This window comes from Cytophagales bacterium, assembly GCA_019456305.1.
Classification (GTDB): domain Bacteria; phylum Bacteroidota; class Bacteroidia; order Cytophagales; family VRUD01; genus VRUD01.
In genome coordinates this window covers 1-17,723 of sequence record VRUD01000003.1, presented here as the reverse complement: position 1 = coordinate 17,723, position 17,723 = coordinate 1, and the positions used below count along the sequence as shown (strand labels likewise).

At 39.3% G+C, this 17,723-nt stretch carries 9 protein-coding genes; 8 read left to right on the top strand and 1 reads right to left on the bottom strand.

From position 1 onward, the window contains the following. Positions 1–217: 217 nt before the first annotated feature. Complete coding sequence (locus FVQ77_00950; GenBank protein ID MBW8048912.1) at positions 218–1,003, bottom strand: M15 family metallopeptidase; 786 nt, start codon at positions 1,001–1,003, stop codon at positions 218–220. 74 nt (positions 1,004–1,077) lie between these two features. Between FVQ77_00950 and FVQ77_00945 the strand changes: the two genes are divergently transcribed. The 8 genes from FVQ77_00945 to FVQ77_00910 all read left to right on the top strand — a co-directional run bounded on the left by FVQ77_00945 (position 1,078) and on the right by FVQ77_00910 (position 17,556). Then, on the top strand, positions 1,078–1,539 hold the full coding sequence (locus FVQ77_00945; protein MBW8048911.1) for a hypothetical protein: 462 nt from the start codon (positions 1,078–1,080) through the stop codon (positions 1,537–1,539). Positions 1,540–1,583: 44 nt separating this feature from the next. Beyond that, positions 1,584–9,959 carry a PKD domain-containing protein gene (locus FVQ77_00940; GenBank protein MBW8048910.1) on the top strand — a complete coding sequence of 2,792 codons (8,376 nt, stop codon included), beginning with the start codon at positions 1,584–1,586 and terminating at the stop codon, positions 9,957–9,959. Between the two features lie 499 nt (positions 9,960–10,458). Further along, the gene (locus tag FVQ77_00935; protein ID MBW8048909.1) at positions 10,459–10,764 is read left to right on the top strand and encodes a hypothetical protein; all 306 of its coding nucleotides are present in this window, start codon (positions 10,459–10,461) and stop codon (positions 10,762–10,764) included. 58 nt (positions 10,765–10,822) lie between these two features. Continuing rightward, positions 10,823–11,494, top strand: coding sequence for a nucleotidyl transferase AbiEii/AbiGii toxin family protein (locus FVQ77_00930; protein MBW8048908.1), 672 nt, complete (start codon positions 10,823–10,825; stop codon positions 11,492–11,494). Positions 11,495–11,571: 77 nt separating this feature from the next. Then, positions 11,572–12,342, top strand: coding sequence for a T9SS type A sorting domain-containing protein (locus tag FVQ77_00925; protein MBW8048907.1), 771 nt, complete (start codon positions 11,572–11,574; stop codon positions 12,340–12,342). A gap of 268 nt (positions 12,343–12,610) precedes the next feature. Beyond that, a complete protein-coding gene (locus FVQ77_00920) occupies positions 12,611–13,876 on the top strand; it encodes an ATP-binding protein (protein ID MBW8048906.1) in 1,266 nt (421 codons plus the stop codon). Positions 13,877–14,212: 336 nt separating this feature from the next. Continuing rightward, positions 14,213–16,612 carry a TonB-dependent receptor plug domain-containing protein gene (locus FVQ77_00915; protein ID MBW8048905.1) on the top strand — a complete coding sequence of 800 codons (2,400 nt, stop codon included), beginning with the start codon at positions 14,213–14,215 and terminating at the stop codon, positions 16,610–16,612. A gap of 56 nt (positions 16,613–16,668) precedes the next feature. Then, complete coding sequence (locus FVQ77_00910) at positions 16,669–17,556, top strand: DUF4249 domain-containing protein (GenBank protein ID MBW8048904.1); 888 nt, start codon at positions 16,669–16,671, stop codon at positions 17,554–17,556. The last annotated feature ends 167 nt before the right edge of the window (positions 17,557–17,723 follow it).

The following is a 17,723-nucleotide window of genomic DNA, read 5'->3' as shown; positions in this document are numbered from 1 at the left end:
GACTGTGGACTGCCGACTGCCGACTGCCGACTGCCGACTGTGGACTGCCGACTGTGGAGTTGATGCGGTGGGGAGAGGTTAACTGTATGGGTTCATTAAATCATACAATGGTAATTTAGTATGACAATCGAATTGTATATACCTTCGGAAATCTCAGGTGGCCATGCGTAAAGGTGATTTCCGAAGTTTGAATGAAGGAGGGAGGATATATATTTTTTTATTTTCCTTTCAACTCCTCATTTATCCCCAGTATATTCTCATCACTATATTTACCCAAAAACGCATCCGTAAAATATTCACTCCCCATGATCTTCTCATCAATCAAATACTTTTTAAGATCAATTTCAAGAAAAGCTTCCAGTATTGGCTTTGATAATTCCTTAAAGCTATAATGCCACGGTTCGTATTTAAAGCCTTTTCTTGTAGAATCATTTGTGTAAACTTCGTAAAAACCATATTTACCGGCATTTTTTTTAAGCCATTCACCCAACATCTCATAAAGGCCTCCCGGTTTGAAATGTTCGGCACTCAGCGGATCAGAGGGCACAGGCTTGGATTTGTCAATAATATCCAGGTCAGTGCCCCAGTGATGCCTGGAGGTGCCGGGAATCGTAGAGTACTCAATGATCTTATTGATGGCCTTTTCCGGAGACATGCCTCGGCCAATATATTTTTGATATTTTCTGTTCCAAATTCCCTTTTGATGCTCAAAACTTCTGTAACTTGATACTGAATAGATCTTTATATCATCTTTCAAAGCAGTAGATCGCATAGATGTAAATGCCTCAGAAGCTTTTGCCCGCAGATTATAATTATCACCATATAATTCGGGTCTTATTTTGCCTAGTAATTCCAGGGGATCAAAAAAAATACTACTCATCGTCCGGCCTCTAAGGGATGGCATTGAGTGAAGGCAAGTGGTCAGACGAATATCTATGTAAGGTATTAAGGTTAAACAAGGAATTAATCTTGAAATAGTATTGATAAATTTTCTTCTTTGCATACTAATTAATAAAATGCTAATATACAATAAATATTTTTTTTAAAAAAAAGTTGTATATTTGTACCAAATTATAAATGAAAAAGATGTTTAAGAAAAAAACAATATTTTTGATTATTATTTTAATTTCATCTTTTATTCCAGCTTTTGCCGAAACCGTTGAAGTTCCTTTTACGCTGGATGACAGAGACAGGCTTATAAGGTTGGAAGTTGAACAAAAGGCATTACGTAATGAAATAAGTAATGGAATAAGCTCATTACGGAATGAAATGAATACCAGATTTGAATCGGTTGATAGAAGATTTGAATCTCAACAAAAACAGATAGATCATATAATTACACTTATGTATTTCATTTTAGGTGCAATAGTTGCGTTATTTGGATATCTACTCTATGATAGAAGAACAACCTTATACCCTATCAAAAGAAAAACCGAAGAGCTTGAAGAAAAAAATACAATGATTATTAATGTACTAAAAAAACAAGCCAAAGGAAATAAAGAGCTAAGCGAAATATTGAAATTGGCTGGAGTGCTTTAAAACAAAAAACAAATATCTCTTAAACAATTTAACCAAACATTATCATGAAAAAGCTACTTACTCTTTTAACAATTGCCATTGCTATAAATTATAGCAATGCACAAACGACTATTCTGTCAGAAGATTTTGAATCAGGTACTTTAGGCGCTTTTGTCAACGCCAATACTTTAGACTCGCTTGTATGGAACAATACAGGAATACGTGGGGGTGACCCCGGTCATTCACCAACACAAACCGCCTATTTTGGCAACCCGGCAGACACTACCTTTGTAGGTGGTGGTTTAACTGAAGGTGCAGACCTCACATCTACTGTAATTGATTTGAGTCTCTTTACTGTCGTAAGATTAAGCTTTAACTATTTCCTGGAAACTGAAAATGCTGATTTTTTTGATATTGCAACCGTTTCCGTTTCTACTGATAGTATCACTTTTACTCCCGTTGCTGATAATCAACCATCAATAAATAATTTAGACGAAACTCCTGGCGGTTGGCAAAGTATAGACATAGACATCTCAGCATTTGCAGGCAATCCTACGGTGTATGTCAGATTTAGCTTTAATTCAGGTGATGGAGCATGGAACTTTTTTGAAGGATGGTATGTAGATGATGTTTTGGTCTATGAGCCGGCTGCGGCTGACCTGGGTGTTATTGCCATTGATTCACTCGCCTCAGACTGCGGATTAAGCGCAGCCGAAAGTGTGACTGTAAGGGTTAAAAATTTTGGTACTACAGCTCAAAGTAATATCCCGGTTTCTTATCGTATTAATGCAGGAGCGCCTGTTAATGATACCATCACTGCCACTATTATTCCGGGTGATACCTTATCTTTCACTTTTGATACAACGGCTGATCTCTCTGTTGCAGGTACCTATATCTTTGATGGGTGGACAAGCATGCCCGGTGATGGGAATAATAATAATGACAGCACCACCAACTTATCAATAGTTAACATTCCAACCATAAGTACTTTCCCTTACTCAGAAGATTTTGAAACAGGAAACGGGGGATGGACTTCCGGTGGAACTAATAATTCATGGCAGTTCGGAACGCCTGCAGCCACATTCATTGCATCAGCAGCCAGTGGCGTGAATGGCTGGGTAACAAGTTTAATTAGTAATTATAATCCCAGCGAATTATCCTTTTTGATATCTCCCTGTCTTGATTTTACAGGATTTGTTGTGGATCCTATATTAAGATTTAGTCATATATTCATAACCAATGCTGGTGATCAGGGATGGGTAGAATATTCTACTGACGATGGAAGTACATGGACAAAACTTGGAACTACTACCTCAGGTGGTACTAATTGGTATAATGCTTTCGGAGATGTATGGGATGGTAATTCCGGGGCCCCTGATACATGGAGAACAGCCCAGCATGAATTAACAGGACTTGCCGGCCAGGACAGTATAAGAATACGTTTTATTATGTCTTCAGGCGCCTTTTTTCAGGATGAAGGTTTTGGCGTAGATAGCGTTGAGATATTCAACTGGCCTAATGATGTGGGGGTGATCGCTATCGATGCACCTGTCTCGGGCTGTGGTGGGCTTACTGCAACCGAACCGGTTACTGTAAGAGTTAAAAACTTTGGCGCCGCTGTACAAACTTCAATCCCTGTCTCTTTTGATGATGGAACAGTTGTTACTGAAACCTGGACGGGAACACTAAATTCAGGTGATACAGTTTCATATACCTTTACAGCTACTTCTGATTTGCTTCTGACAGGTACCTATGTTTTTGATTCCTATACCAGCCTGATTGCTGACTCCAACGCTGCTAATGACAGCACTTTAAATTATATTGTCAATAATGATTCATTAATCAGTATCTTTCCATATAGCGAAGATTTTGAAGCTGAACCGTTATGTACGGAGGCTTGTGCTGCCGCTTGTCCGCTGACTGGAGCGTGGAGAAATGTACTAACAGATAATATTGACTGGACCGTGGATGAAGGCGGAACACCCTCTTTTGGAACAGGGCCAGCAGTAGATGCTACTACCGGACTTCCTACAGGAAATTATTCCTATATCGAAGCATCAGGGGGATGTAATCCCTCTGCAGTAGCTGTGCTTGTAAGTCCTTGCTTTGATATCAGCACTTTATCAAATCCAACCATGACTTTCTGGTACCACATGTTTGGTGTCAATATGGGTAATTTATACGTTGATATATACTCAGGAGGTTCATGGACTACTGTTGATTCTATCATCGGCCAGCAACAAACTGCTGATACTGTTCCCTGGATCAAAGAAACGATTAATTTGTCATCATTTAGTGGTGTTATACAGGTTAGATTCAGAGGCATCACTGGTCCAGGTTTTGAAAGTGATATGGCTATTGATGATATAGCGATATTTCAGCCACCACCAGATGATCTTGGCGTTATTGCTATTGATGCTCCTGTCAGCGGTTGTGGTTTGACTGCAACCGATAGTGTTACTGTAAGGGTACTTAATTTCGGAAGCACTGCACAGGATACCATTCTTGTTTCATATCGGATCAATGCCGGGCCTCCCGTTAGTGATACCATTATTCCAACAATTCTTCCCGGAGATACCCTAAGCTTTACTTTTACAACCACGGCCGATCTATCCCTTTCAGGAACTTATGTTTTTGACGCATGGACAGGTCTGGTTGGGGATGTTGACATTACGAATGATAGTACTATAAATTATCTTGTAAATAGCGATACACTCATAAACACATTTCCTTATTTTGAAAATTTTGAATCAGGAACCGGAAGTTGGCTGGCAAGTGGAGTAAATTCTACATGGGCATTTGGAACTCCAGCTAAAGATACTATTAATTCTGCAGGTTCAGGTGTAAACTCCTGGGTAACTGGCGGATTAGCTCCAGGCTTCTATAATAGCAATGAAAATTCCCAGGTATTAGGTCCATGCTTTGACTTTTCTACGTTGGTAAGTCCGATTATTGAAATGTTGATCTGGTGGAATTCAGAATTTAGCTGGGATGGTGCAGTACTGCAATCATCAATAGATTCCGGGGCAACGTGGCAAAATGTTGGCGCTTTTGGAGACCCAAATAACTGGTTTACCGATAATACTATCGATGCAAATCCGGGCGGTCAGCAAGAAGGATGGACAGGAAGGGACTTCGAAGGCAACGGTAGCAGCGGTTGGGTACTTGCAAGACATAACTTAACAGGACTGGGTGGTCAAAGTAATGTCCGGTTAAGAATAGCATTTGGTTCTGATGGTCTTATTGAAGATGATGGTTTTGCTTTTGATGATGTAGCTGTTTTTGAAGGACCACCAGATGATGTTGGTGTCATTGCTATTAATGCACCAAACTCAGGCTGTGGATTGTCTGCAACTGAAAGCGTTACTATCCAAGTTTATAATTTCGGTTCTGCTCTCCAGGATACTATTCCTGTTTCGTATCGTATCAATGCCGTACCTGCTGTCAATGAAACAATTTTTGATACTATTCTACCTGGAGATACGTTGAGTTATACATTTTCTGCCATAGCCGATCTTTCTTTAACCGGCCTCTACGTATTTGATGCATGGACAGAACTTATCGGAGATGCAGATAATACCAATGATAGCACCCTGAATTACACGGTTATTCACGATACGGTTATCAGTACATTTCCTTACATTGAAAATTTTGAAACTGAACCGCTATGTACTGAAGCTTGTGCTGCCCCATGTCCCTTAACAGGCTTTTGGTTCAATACATTATTCGAAACCATTGACTGGACCGTAGATGAAAACGGTACACCTTCCGTTGGTACAGGCCCTGCTGTAGACCATACGCTTGGTGATACTACGGGTAATTATCTATATACCGAAGCAAGTTTCGGTTGCAGTCCCGGTGCTCAAGCAATAGTGATCAGTCCATGCTTTGATATCACCGCTTTATCCAATCCACAGTTTTCATTCTGGTATCACATGTTCGGAGTTAATATGGGTAACTTATACATATATATCAATTCAGGTGGAGTATGGACTCTTGTTGATTCTATTATTGGCCAGCAACAAACTGCAGATACAGACCCATGGCTGCAAAGAGTAATCTGTTTGTCATCAGATAGTGGTGTGATACGAGTAGGTTTCCAGGGTATTACAGGAGGCGGATTTGAAAGCGACATTGCTATTGATGATATAGAGATATTTGATGCACCTGCCAATATTACAGCAAACGGGCCAACATCTTTCTGTGCAGGAGACAGTGTGGAGCTGGTTTCTGATACTGCAGTTGCTTATGATTGGCTGTTTAATAGTGTTTCAACAGGTGTAACTACCATCAACTATTTCGCTGATACTTCCGGAAATTACCAGGTAGTTGTAACAGGTTGTATTGATACATCTGCTATAGAAACGGTAAATGTAAATCCTATCCCTACAGCCAATATTACAGCAAGCGGGCCAACAACATTTTGTGCAGGAGATAGTGTAGAGCTGATTTCAGATACTGCTGTTGCATACGACTGGCTGCTCAATGGTGTTTCAACTGGTATTACCAGTATTAATTATTATGCCAGTGCTGCAGGAAATTACCAGGTGGTGGTAACAAGTGATTCGGGTTGTGTTGATACATCAGCCGTAGATACAATAACTGTGAATTCACTACCTGTTGTGACTATAGGTAATGATACGTCCATCTGCCAGGGATCAGCCCTGTCATTAGATGCAGGCAATCCGGGCGCTACCTACAACTGGTCAACATTTGAACTCACACAAATAATTTCAGTGAGTACGGCCGATACATTTTGGGTAGATGTAACGGATACAAATGGATGTGTAAACAGAGACAGCATCCTTGTAACCATAGATCCATTGCCAGTTGTTAATTTAGGAAACGACACGTCCATCTGCCAGGGATCAGCCCTGTCATTGGATGCAGGCAATCCCGGTGGTTCTTACAATTGGTCAACCACAGATAGCACACAAATAATTTCAGTGAGTACAGCAGATACTTTTTGGGTAGATGTCACTGATGGAAATGGGTGTACTACCAGAGATAGTATTGTTGTGACAATTAATCCGGTACCTATTGTTGATCTGGGTCCAGATACTACGCAATGTGGCGGATCAGTTACTTTAGATGCCGGCAATCCTGGCGATACATATAACTGGTCAACAACCGATAGCACACAGACAATTGCAGTAAGCGCCACCGGAACCTATTGGGTTGATGTAACCAATGCTTTTGGATGCACTACAAGGGACAGTATAGACGTGACAATTAACCCGGTACCTCTTGTCAATTTAGGTCCTGATACCATTCAATGTGGTGGCATAGTTACTTTAGATGCCGGCAACCCAGGTGCAACTTACAACTGGTCAACCACCGAAACCACGAAGACAATTGTAACAGGCACTTCTGGTACCTATTGGGTTGACGTAACCAATGTTTTTGGCTGTACTACAAGAGACAGCATAAATGTAACAATTTACCCGGCGCCCCTGGCAGATTTTAGCTTTACCACTGTGTGTGATGGCGACACCGTTCAATTTGGCGATCTGTCAACTGTAAGTAGTGGAAGCATCATTACCTGGGGTTGGGATTTTGGAGATGCAAGTACCGATTCCATTCAAAATCCATCTCATCTCTATGCTGGTGCAGGTACTTATACCGTACAATTGGTTGTAACAACTGATAACGGGTGTATAGATACGGTACAAAAGAGTGTAACGGTAAATCCGGTGCCTGTTGCAGGTTTTAGCTTTACTACAGAATGTGAAGGCTCTCCAACTCAATTTACTGATACTTCATCAATAAGCAGTGGAAGCGTCACAAGCTGGTTTTGGAATTTTGGAGATGCAGCTACATCCACTTTAAAAAACCCAACACACCTGTATGCAAGTGCGGGAACATATAATGTGCAATTGGTTATAGCGTCTAATAATGGCTGTCAGGATGTAATATCAGATTCTGTAACGGTGAATCCTTTGCCTGCTGCCAATATTACAGCAAGCGGTCCAACTACCATCTGTAATGGCGATAGTGTAGAATTAGTTTCCGATACTGCCATTACTTATGATTGGCTACAAAATAGCGTGTCAACAGGCGTAATAAGTATCAATTATTTTGCAAGTGCGGCAGCAGATTACCAGGTGATAGTAACAAATGCGTTTGGCTGTACAGATACATCAGCAGTTGAGACGGTAGCGATCAGTATTCCTGTTGTTTCTGTAACCCCTGATCCCGGTGTGATCTGTGTTGCCGGAGTAGATTCTGTAACGCTTACTGCAAGCGGTGCTGTAAGTTATACCTGGGCTCCAGCTGTGGGGTTAAGTTCAACCTCCGGTACTTCAGTAAATGCATCACCTCCAAATGATACTGTTTACACTGTTATTGGAACCGACTCTATTGGTTGTACAGACACTACAACCGTTTTGGTTCAACAAAGTGTAAGTAACCCTGTTGCAATCTTTACGGCAGCAGATACTATCGGATGTGGAAGTATTACAGTTACATTTAATAACACTTCTACGGATGCTATTACTTATAGCTGGGCTCTGCCAGGCGGAACAACAGCCGATACCACTGTTCAAAACCCGGTTGTTACCTATAGTACTGTTGGTACTTACGATGTTACGTTAACAGCTTATGGCTGTGGCGCTGCTGATAGTACGATCACAAAGACCGGCTACATTACGGTCAATCCTGTACCAACAGCCAATATTACACCAGGCGGCCCAACCACTTTCTGTGTGGGAGACAGTGTAGAGCTTGCTTCAGATACCGCTGCCGGCAATGATTGGCTGCTGAATGGTATTTCTACTGGCGCAACGGGTATAAACTACTACGCAAGCGCTACCGGGAATTACCAGGTAGTAGTAACCAATGCATTCGGTTGTGCAGATACCTCTGCTGTGGAAACAGTTACGGTAAATCTTTTGCCTGTTGCCAATATCATACCAGGCGCTGCAACTTTATGTGCCGGAGATAGTGTGGAATTAGTTTCAGATCCCGCTACTACCTACGACTGGCTGCTGAATAGTGTGTCAACAGGTGTAATTAGCAGCAATTATTTTGCAAGTGTTGCTGCAGATTACCAGGTGGTAGTTTCAAATGCAGGAGGTTGTATAGATACATCTACCATAGTAACAGTAACCGTAAATCCTGTTCCTGTTGTTGATCTTGGTCCTGATACTACAAAATGTGGGGGTACGGTTACTTTAGACGCAAACAATGTGGGAGCCACTTTTAACTGGTCAACAGGTGAAAGTACCCAGACGATCATAGCGGTTTCTACAGGAACCTATTGGGTGGATGTAACCAATGCTTTTGGCTGTATCACGAGAGACAGTAACAACGTGGTGATCAATGTAGGTCCTCCGGTGGTAAATCTTGGCCCTGATCTGTCAGCTTGTGTCAGTACGGTGCTGGATGCCGGAGCTAACCCCGGTTCTACGTTTAACTGGAATACAGGTGATACCCTACAAACGATCACTGTTACGTTTTCCGATACGTTTTGGGTAGCTGTTACGAATGCTTGTACAACGGTTTCTGATACTATTTTAGTAACAATTAACCCCTTCCCGGTTGTAAATTTAGGTGCAGATACTGTGGTTTGTGATACTGCCTTTGCCTTAGATGCCGGTAATGCAGGCGCTGCCTTTATCTGGTCAACTGCCGATACTACCCAAACGATTATAGTCAGCGCCACAGGAACTTATTGGGTAGATGTAATAAGCGGTTGTACTACCAGAGATAGTATCAATGTGACGTTTATTGCTGCACCGATCGTAGATTTAGGAGTTGATACTACCATTTGTGGCGGCACGCTTACATTAGATGCCAATAACGCAGGCGCTGCCTTTACCTGGTCAACTAGTGATACTACTCAAACAATTACGGTAAGTATAACTGATATTTATTGGGTAGATGTTACCATAGGTGGATGTATAACAAGAGATAGCATTAATGTAATAAGTCTCCCGGTTTCAGGAACAGTTTCTGCAACAGCCGAAACAGTTCTGAATGCAAATGATGGTACAGCATGGATATCATTAACCACCGGTACAGGACCCTTTAATTACGCATGGTTGCCCGGTGCATTTCCCGATAATGATACCATAATTGGTCTCTCTCCAGGAATTTATTGTGTAACTGTAACCGATGCCAACAATTGTACATTTAACGGTTGTGACACAGTAGCGCCTGGACCTACCGGATTAAACCAGATCTCAGATGCAGATAGAAATATTAAGCTGTATCCTAATCCAAACGAAGGAATATTTACAGTTTCATTTACCGGATTCAACGATGAAAATGTAACCCTTTCGATCATTGATCTGCATGGAATAAGCGTTATAAATGAAGAATTGCTTATTAATGGTGAATTAAACAAAGATATAGATATTTCCGGCTTATCAAAAGGGTTGTACATGCTGAAGGTGAATACTTCTGATCGTGTATTAATCAAGAAAATATTGATAGAATAAGTAAATTTGGTGTCAGGTGGAAACACCTGACACCACCTTATAATATGGGAAATGTTATAGAAAAAATTAACATAAAGTCGCTTGTATCAAGTAAGCCTGATGAATTAGAAGTATATTTTGATTCGGGTTCGCCTTTTACTTTTATATATGATATAAAGCTGGATTTAAAAAACAAAAAAATAATTCTCAACAAAAAAAGTTTGTTACGAGCTCAAATAGTTAGATAATAAATATAAAAATGTCGAAATATTATATACAGAAAAACAGACACGCAAGTATCTTATATCAGTATTAATAAATTTTTTTTAACTTTTTTGCTTTTTTTCCTGCATTTAATAAAGTAGTTACTTAATTTTGAGTTTTTAGAGATGCCCTACTGATTTAAGTTGTTCTTTTCTTTTATGTTCGCTTTTAATTCACTAAAATCATTCTTATCTTCAATCATAAATTAATAACGTAACTATCTATTTTTTCGCTGTAAATTTCGTAACTTTGAGGCATGAAAAGCGCCAAAAATAAATTGAATTTGACAAAAGGGCTGTTCTGGGAGGTAGACAACCAAAAGCTTAACTGGGAAGAAGATAAGGTATATATCATCGGAAGGGTGCTGGATATGGGCACCTGGGATGATATCATAATGGTGTTTGAAAGATACAGTGAGGAAGAAATAAAACGAAGTATCGTACAGTTCAGGGAATTGCATAGAAGAACGGAGCTTTTATGGTCTCAGTATTTTAAAATACCTGTTGAATCGTTCAGCAGCTGGCAGAGAAGGGAAACAAGCCAGGTGAAAGGGCCCTGGTAATTCATATTAATAAGAATGATTTTAGTAACCGTTAACAAGGTTTAATATCTGATTGTATATGAATTTTACAATGCTACATACAGAAGCGGTAGAACCCGGAATGATGGAATTATTGAAAGGGCTGTGTTCAATAAATGAGCTGGAAAATTTTGCACTGATAGGCGGAACAAATTTAGCGCTTCGACTTGGTCATAGAATATCAAAAGACCTGGATTTTTTTTCAATGGATGATTTTAAAGAGGGTGAAACAGATATGTTAATAAAAAAAAAGTATCCGGACATGATAATAACAGAGAAAGATAAGCAATTCAGGAAATATATAATTAACGGAATAAAAGCACAGTTTTTAAGGTTTAATTATCCGATGCTGAAAGAAATTGAGGTGAAAGAAGGAATAAGAATGTATTCGTTGGAGGATACAATAGCAGCCAAAATGGGCGCCATCGTAAACAGGGGAACAAAAAGGGATTTTTATGATGTATACGAGTTGTTAAAAACCAGAAAGGTTGATGGGCTTGTAGGGCTATATGCAAAAAAGTTTGATGATAATACAGTCACAACAATAAAAGCATTAACAGATTTTCAAAAAGCAGATGGAGAAAAAAAGAATCCTGTATCATTAAATAATATAAAATGGGAGCAGGTCAAGGAAGGAATCGTTCAAAAGGTAAATAATTATATAAAAAGTAAAATGGAATCAAAAGGAAAAAGCAAGGGTATGGAAATGTAATTTACATATGGGCATCTCTAAAAACTTACTTTTAGAAAAATTACTTATAATTCAAAACCATATCCCTTGATCAGATTTTGTATCTGATTGAATTTATCAAACATCGCCTCTACTTTACCAGCTTTGCCGTTAATCCTTTTCCTGTTGTTACCTTAGGTCCGGATACTGTGGTTTGTGATACTGCCTTTGCCTTAGATGCAGGAAATACCGGTGCCGGTTTCAACTGGTCAACAGGTGAAAGCACCCAGACAATTGTAGTGTTCACCTCAGGAACTTATTGGGTAGATGTTATGATAGGTGGTTGTACAACCAGGGATAGCATTAATGTAACAATAAATCTAACTGTAACAGGAACAGTTTCTTCAACAGCCGAAACGGTTCTGAATGCAAATGACGGTACAGCTTGGGTATCATTAACCACCGGTACCGGACCTTTTAATTACGCATGGTCGCCAGGCGTACATCCCGATAATGATACCATTGCTGGTCTTGTTCCCGGTACTTATTGTGTCACTGTAACTGATGCCAACAATTGTACATTTACCGGTTGTGATTCAGTAGCTCCAGGTCCAACGGGATTAAGCCAGACCTACAACGCAGATCAAAGCATCAGGCTGTATCCTAATCCAAACGAGGGCGTATTTACAATCAGCTTCACCGGATTTGAGAATGAGAATATTAGTCTGACAATTATCGGCCTGCATGGCAGAACAGTGATCAGCAAAGAGCTTACTGTCAATGATGAATTGACTGAAGAAGTAGACATTTCTGATCTGTCAAAAGGGATGTACTTTCTGAAGGTGAATAGTTCTGATAATGTATTTATCAAGAAAATATTGGTAGAATAACTAAAATATTTTCGTGGAATTTCGTATTTTCTTGCCCCGTTAGATATGTGTTTAATTTCATTTCTTTTTATTTTTTCCCCATTTTGTGCATTATATTTAACAAAAATATGTATTTTTGTGCAGTATAATTGTAATCAGGCGTGGCACGGCTCTATCGTCATTTGAAAAGTATTTCATTAAGCAACAAATATATCAATTATAATAAGTGTTTAGTTTATAAGACGATAAAGCCGTGCCACGCCTACTACTTATGTTTTTTGTGTAATATATGGAAAAGCACATAATCAAACAAATATTATTTGAGCAGAAGGAAGAAATTTCAAGGATCTTCACAAAAAAGATCATTGACAGGGAAATATTGCATCAAATCAAATCTTTTTCACAGACTGAGCTTATCAAGGTTATTATGGGTGTAAGAAGATGTGGGAAATCAACACTGGCTCATCAAATTCTGAAAGATATAAATTATGGTTACATTAATTTTGACGATGAACGTTTACCAGGTATAAAATCAATCCATCTCAATGATTTTATTGAAGTTTTGAATGAGATAGAGCCTGGTTGCAACCACCTGCTGCTGGATGAAGTACAGAATGTAGAAGGCTGGGAATTATTTGTAAATCGTTTAAAACGTAATGGATACAACATTTTTATTACAGGGAGCAACTCACAGCTTCTTAGCAAAGAACTTGCAACACATCTGACAGGAAGGTATATTAGTATAGAACTTTTCCCTTTCTCTTTCAGGGAATTTTTACAGTATAAAGAAATCTATGTAGAAGATAAAGATCATTATATCGCTGAAAAGATTGCAATCATTAAAAGAACATTAGAGGAATACATTCAAACAGGGGGTTTTCCTGAAATTCTGGATATTATCCCGAAAAATCTATATTTAAGAGAGCTTTTTGATAAGATCATTTCAAGAGATATCGTATTCAGATACAATATCAGGTATGTAAAAGATTTAAAAGAGATTGCATTGTATGCGATATCAAATTACAGCTCTAAAAGCAGCTTGCATAAAATAAAAAATATTTTTGAAATAAAAAGTGTCCATACGGTTAAAAATTATTTACAATACCTAGAAGACGCATACCTGCTTTTTCTCCTTGTCCCTTTTTCATTTAAGTTAAAAGAGCAGCTAAAGCAGCCTAAAAAAATATACAGCATTGACACGGGAATCATCAATGCTCTCAGTTTTAAGGCTGTTGCAGATCATGGTAAGATCATGGAAAATGTGGTGCTGCTGGAATTAAAGCGTAGAAATAAAGAAATCTATTATTATTCGGCATCTGACTTTGAAGTAGATTTTTTGATACGTGAAGGGCAAAAAATTGATCAACTGATAAAGGTTTGTTTTTCTTTGGCGGATGAATATACAAAGAAAAGAGAAATAAAAGCGCTAATAAAAGCAGCTAAAAAACTGGATTGCAGCAATCTTCTTATTATTACATTTGATAATGAGGGTAAAGAAAAAGTGGATGATCTTACTATAAGCATCATTCCATTATGGAAGTGGTTATTGACGTGAATATTTATAGGAACCTTTAAAAAACTAAGGCTTTAGTTTAATATAGCGTGTTAAACTGTATCTTAGCTCTGTCAATGTACACGAAATTGATAAAATCGGCAGTCGGCAATCAGCAGTCGGCAATCTACAGTCCCCAGTCGGCAAAAAACAATTGCCGACTGCTCCCGAGTACTCGGGATGGACTGCCGACTGTGGACTGCCGACTGTGGACTGTAGATTGCCGACTGGAAACTGCCGACTGGAAACTGCCGACTTAAAGGTATTCAATGTGATTTTGAAAAATTATGCATTTTGCAACGTTAGTTTAAACTAAAGCCAAAACTAAATATAATTCCAATGAAGTTGTTATTTATCTTTCTTGTTATTTTATTTTTCTTACCCTGCTTTGCCTATGCTCAAAAACCTCCCTCCTCTAAAGCTTCCGGAGGCAGGTATACTATTAGCGGGTATGTGGAAGATGCCGGGAGCGGTGAAAAGCTCATTGGCGCTCATGTTTATGAGACAGGCAGTTTAAAAGGCACGACTACCAACATATATGGATTTTACAGCTTGACACTGCCCTCTTCCGATAGTGTTGAAATCGCTTACAGCTATATCGGTTACCAGATAATCAAGAGATCTATCCGGCTTCAATCCAATCAACATATTAATATCAGCTTAAATTCAGCTATTGTGCTGGAAGAGGTGGAGATCACAGGTACCCGGATTGAAGATCAAACGCAAATGAGTGTGATTGAGGTTCCAATAAGCCAGATCAAGACTATGCCAGCTTTTTTGGGTGAAGTGGATGTATTGAAATCACTGCAGATGCTGCCGGGAGTGCAGTCGGGAGGGGAAGGGACAAGCGGATTGTATGTGAGAGGAGGAGGCCCCGACCAGAACCTTATCCTGTTAGATGGCGCCCCGGTGTATAATGCCTCTCATTTGTTCGGTTTTTTCTCTGTGTTCAATGCAGATGCGATCAAAAATATCCAGTTTACCAAGGGAGGCTTCCCGGCACGTTATGGCGGCAGGTTGTCATCGGTGATTGAGATCAATGTAAAAGAGGGTAATATGAAAAAGTTCACAGGTGAAGGTTCGGTAGGCATCATAGCGGCACGCCTTACTGTTGAAGGGCCGATAAAAAAAGAGAAAACATCATTCATCATTTCAGGCAGACGAACTTACATAGACATCCTGGCACGGCCTTTTATATTAGCTGCGTCAGAAGGCGAGGCATCCGGTGGTTATTATTTTTACGATTTGAATGCCAAGGTGAACCATAAGTTTTCTGATAGAGACCGCCTTTATCTTAGCTTTTACACCGGTGATGACAGATTCTACCTGAGAGCATCTGATAAGTATACTACAGGTGATGGAACTAAATACGAATACAATAACATATTCAGGCTCGGCTGGGGTAATATCACCTCTTCGTTGAGATGGAATCATATCCTCAATAAAAAATTGTTCAGCAATGCTGCTTTGACCTATTCAAGATTCAAATTTTATACTACAATAAAAATTGAAGATATTGAAGAACCATCTTCGGGTGAAAAGATTGAAGAATCGTTCAACCTAAAGTATTTTTCAGGGATCCGGGACTGGACCGCAAAAGTTGATTTTGATTACTTTCCAAATCCTGATCATTATATTAAATTCGGCATGAATAATATTCTTCACAGGTTCAATACCGGTGCGGTACAATTTCAATTCAATTTGTCAGACGGAACTGATTTAGATACAACCTTTGGCTCTCAGGGAGTTGATGCTTATGAACTAGCCCTGTATTTTGAAGATGACATACGGTTTAGCAGGCGGCTGAAAGCCAATTTAGGATTACATACATCCGGTTTTCTGGTTAATGATGAATTTTATTATTCAATCCAGCCAAGGATCTCGTCAAGGTATTATCTCACCGATAATTGGGCATTGAAATCGTCATTTGCTACCATGACACAGTACATCCATTTACTGACTAACTCCAACATAAGCTTGCCTACTGATCTGTGGGTACCGGCTACCGATATAGTAAAACCCCAGCATTCACAACAGGTTGCCCTTGGCATAGCGCGTACAATTATGCTGCATGAAAAAAAATATGAATTGAGCGTTGAGGGTTATTATAAGTGGATGCAAAACATTATTGAATATATTGCAGGAGCTAATTTTTTAGATTTAAATGCCGACTGGCAAACCAAGGTTGAAGCCGGTAAGGGCTGGTCATACGGAGCCGAGCTCTTTTTGCAAAAAAAGACAGGAAAAACCACCGGGTGGCTTGGCTATACGCTCTCCTGGACAAACAGGCAATTTGAAACGATCAATTTAGGGAAAAAATACCCCTATAAATATGACAGGAGGCATGATGTGGCAATAGTTATTACTTATAAAGTGGATAAAAATATAGACTTTTCGGCTAACTGGATCTATGGAACGGGCAATGCTATCACGTTGCCTATAGCACGCTACAAGTCAATTAATGATTTTGCTAATTATTGGCCCGGGTACGAAATAGAATATTATGGCGATAAAAACAGTTTCAGAATGAGAGCGTATCATCGCTTTGATATTGGCATAAACTTTCATAAGAAGAAAAAATGGGGCGAACGGACATGGACGATAGGTGTGTATAACGTATATAACAGGAAAAATCCTTATTTTCTTTATTTTGGTGTGGATAACAGGGGTGATCCTGCGTTAAAGCAAGTGAGCCTGTTTCCTATATTGCCTTCTTTCAGTTATAGTTTTAAATTTTAATCAGGAAAATAAGAAGAAACCTTTTAAAAACTAGCCATAATAAAAAAAATATCGCTATGCAAAATAAATTTAGAAACATATTATATCACCTTTATTCCCCTATTCCCTTTATTTCCTTTATTCCCTTTATTCCCTTCTTATTCGCCTGTGAAATGATCGTTGATGTTGATCTGCCGCCATACGATTCTCAATTGGTTGCTAACTGCTTTTTTAACCCTGATACACTGTTTGAGGTGCATGTAAGCCATAGCCTGGGTATATTGGATACAGGAACTCTTGATAATATTGAGAACGCAAAGGTAGAGATATTGGAAAACGGACAGGTAATCAGCGTTTTAAGCCATACCGGTGGCGGCATTTATAGCTCAACTGGTGTTTATCCTTCTGCAGGGCAACCCTATTCGCTCAAGGTAGAAGCAAGCGGGTATGAAAGCATAGGCGCTTTAGATGCTGTACCTTTAGCAATACCCATCATATCGGTTACCCTGAAAGATTCGGTATATGTTGGTGAATTGGATGGTACCTATGCAGAAACTACAATAAAATTCAATGACCCCGTAAGTGCAGATAATTTCTATGCCATAGAAATATGGCAATATGATAGCATAGACGGCTATAGATATACGATTTCGCTTTCAACTATTGACCCATCAGTAGCAAACGAGCAATACAGCAGCAGGATACTTTTTAGCGATATAATATTTGACGGGAAAACCTATGATCTGAAAGTATATTTTGATAGCTACATTTTGACTCAAAACAGAAAGCTTTACGTAAGGTTAAACTCAATTTCAAAGGCATATTACCTGTACAATAAGTCACTCAGACTGCATCGGCAAAACCAGGGCAATCCCTTTGCCGAACCGGTGCAAGTGTATGGCAATATTGAAAATGGTCTGGGGATTTTTGCGGGGTATAGCTATGATGAGGTGTTGGTAAAGTGATAGGAAAAATAGGGAGAATTTTTTGTATCCTAAAAAGCGGGCATTTGGAGAGACGTCCAATTTGGGCGTCTCTCCAAATGCCCGCTTTTTGGTCTAATAGACAAAAGGTGGTTGGTTTTACTGATTTAAAATTTCATCAATTGCTTTCTTTTTCCTATGTTCTTTTA

Excerpts from the sequence above, each read along its gene's own strand:
- FVQ77_00950 (MBW8048912.1), bottom strand. The coding sequence starts at position 1,003 with ATGCAAAGAAGAAAATTTATCAATACTATTTCAAGATTAATTCCTTGT.
- FVQ77_00945 (MBW8048911.1), top strand. The coding sequence starts at position 1,078 with ATGAAAAAGATGTTTAAGAAAAAAACAATATTTTTGATTATTATTTTA.
- FVQ77_00940 (MBW8048910.1), top strand. The coding sequence starts at position 1,584 with ATGAAAAAGCTACTTACTCTTTTAACAATTGCCATTGCTATAAATTAT.
- FVQ77_00935 (MBW8048909.1), top strand. The coding sequence starts at position 10,459 with ATGAAAAGCGCCAAAAATAAATTGAATTTGACAAAAGGGCTGTTCTGG.
- FVQ77_00930 (MBW8048908.1), top strand. The coding sequence starts at position 10,823 with ATGAATTTTACAATGCTACATACAGAAGCGGTAGAACCCGGAATGATG.
- FVQ77_00920 (MBW8048906.1), top strand. The coding sequence starts at position 12,611 with ATGGAAAAGCACATAATCAAACAAATATTATTTGAGCAGAAGGAAGAA.
- FVQ77_00915 (MBW8048905.1), top strand. The coding sequence starts at position 14,213 with ATGAAGTTGTTATTTATCTTTCTTGTTATTTTATTTTTCTTACCCTGC.
- FVQ77_00910 (MBW8048904.1), top strand. The coding sequence starts at position 16,669 with ATGCAAAATAAATTTAGAAACATATTATATCACCTTTATTCCCCTATT.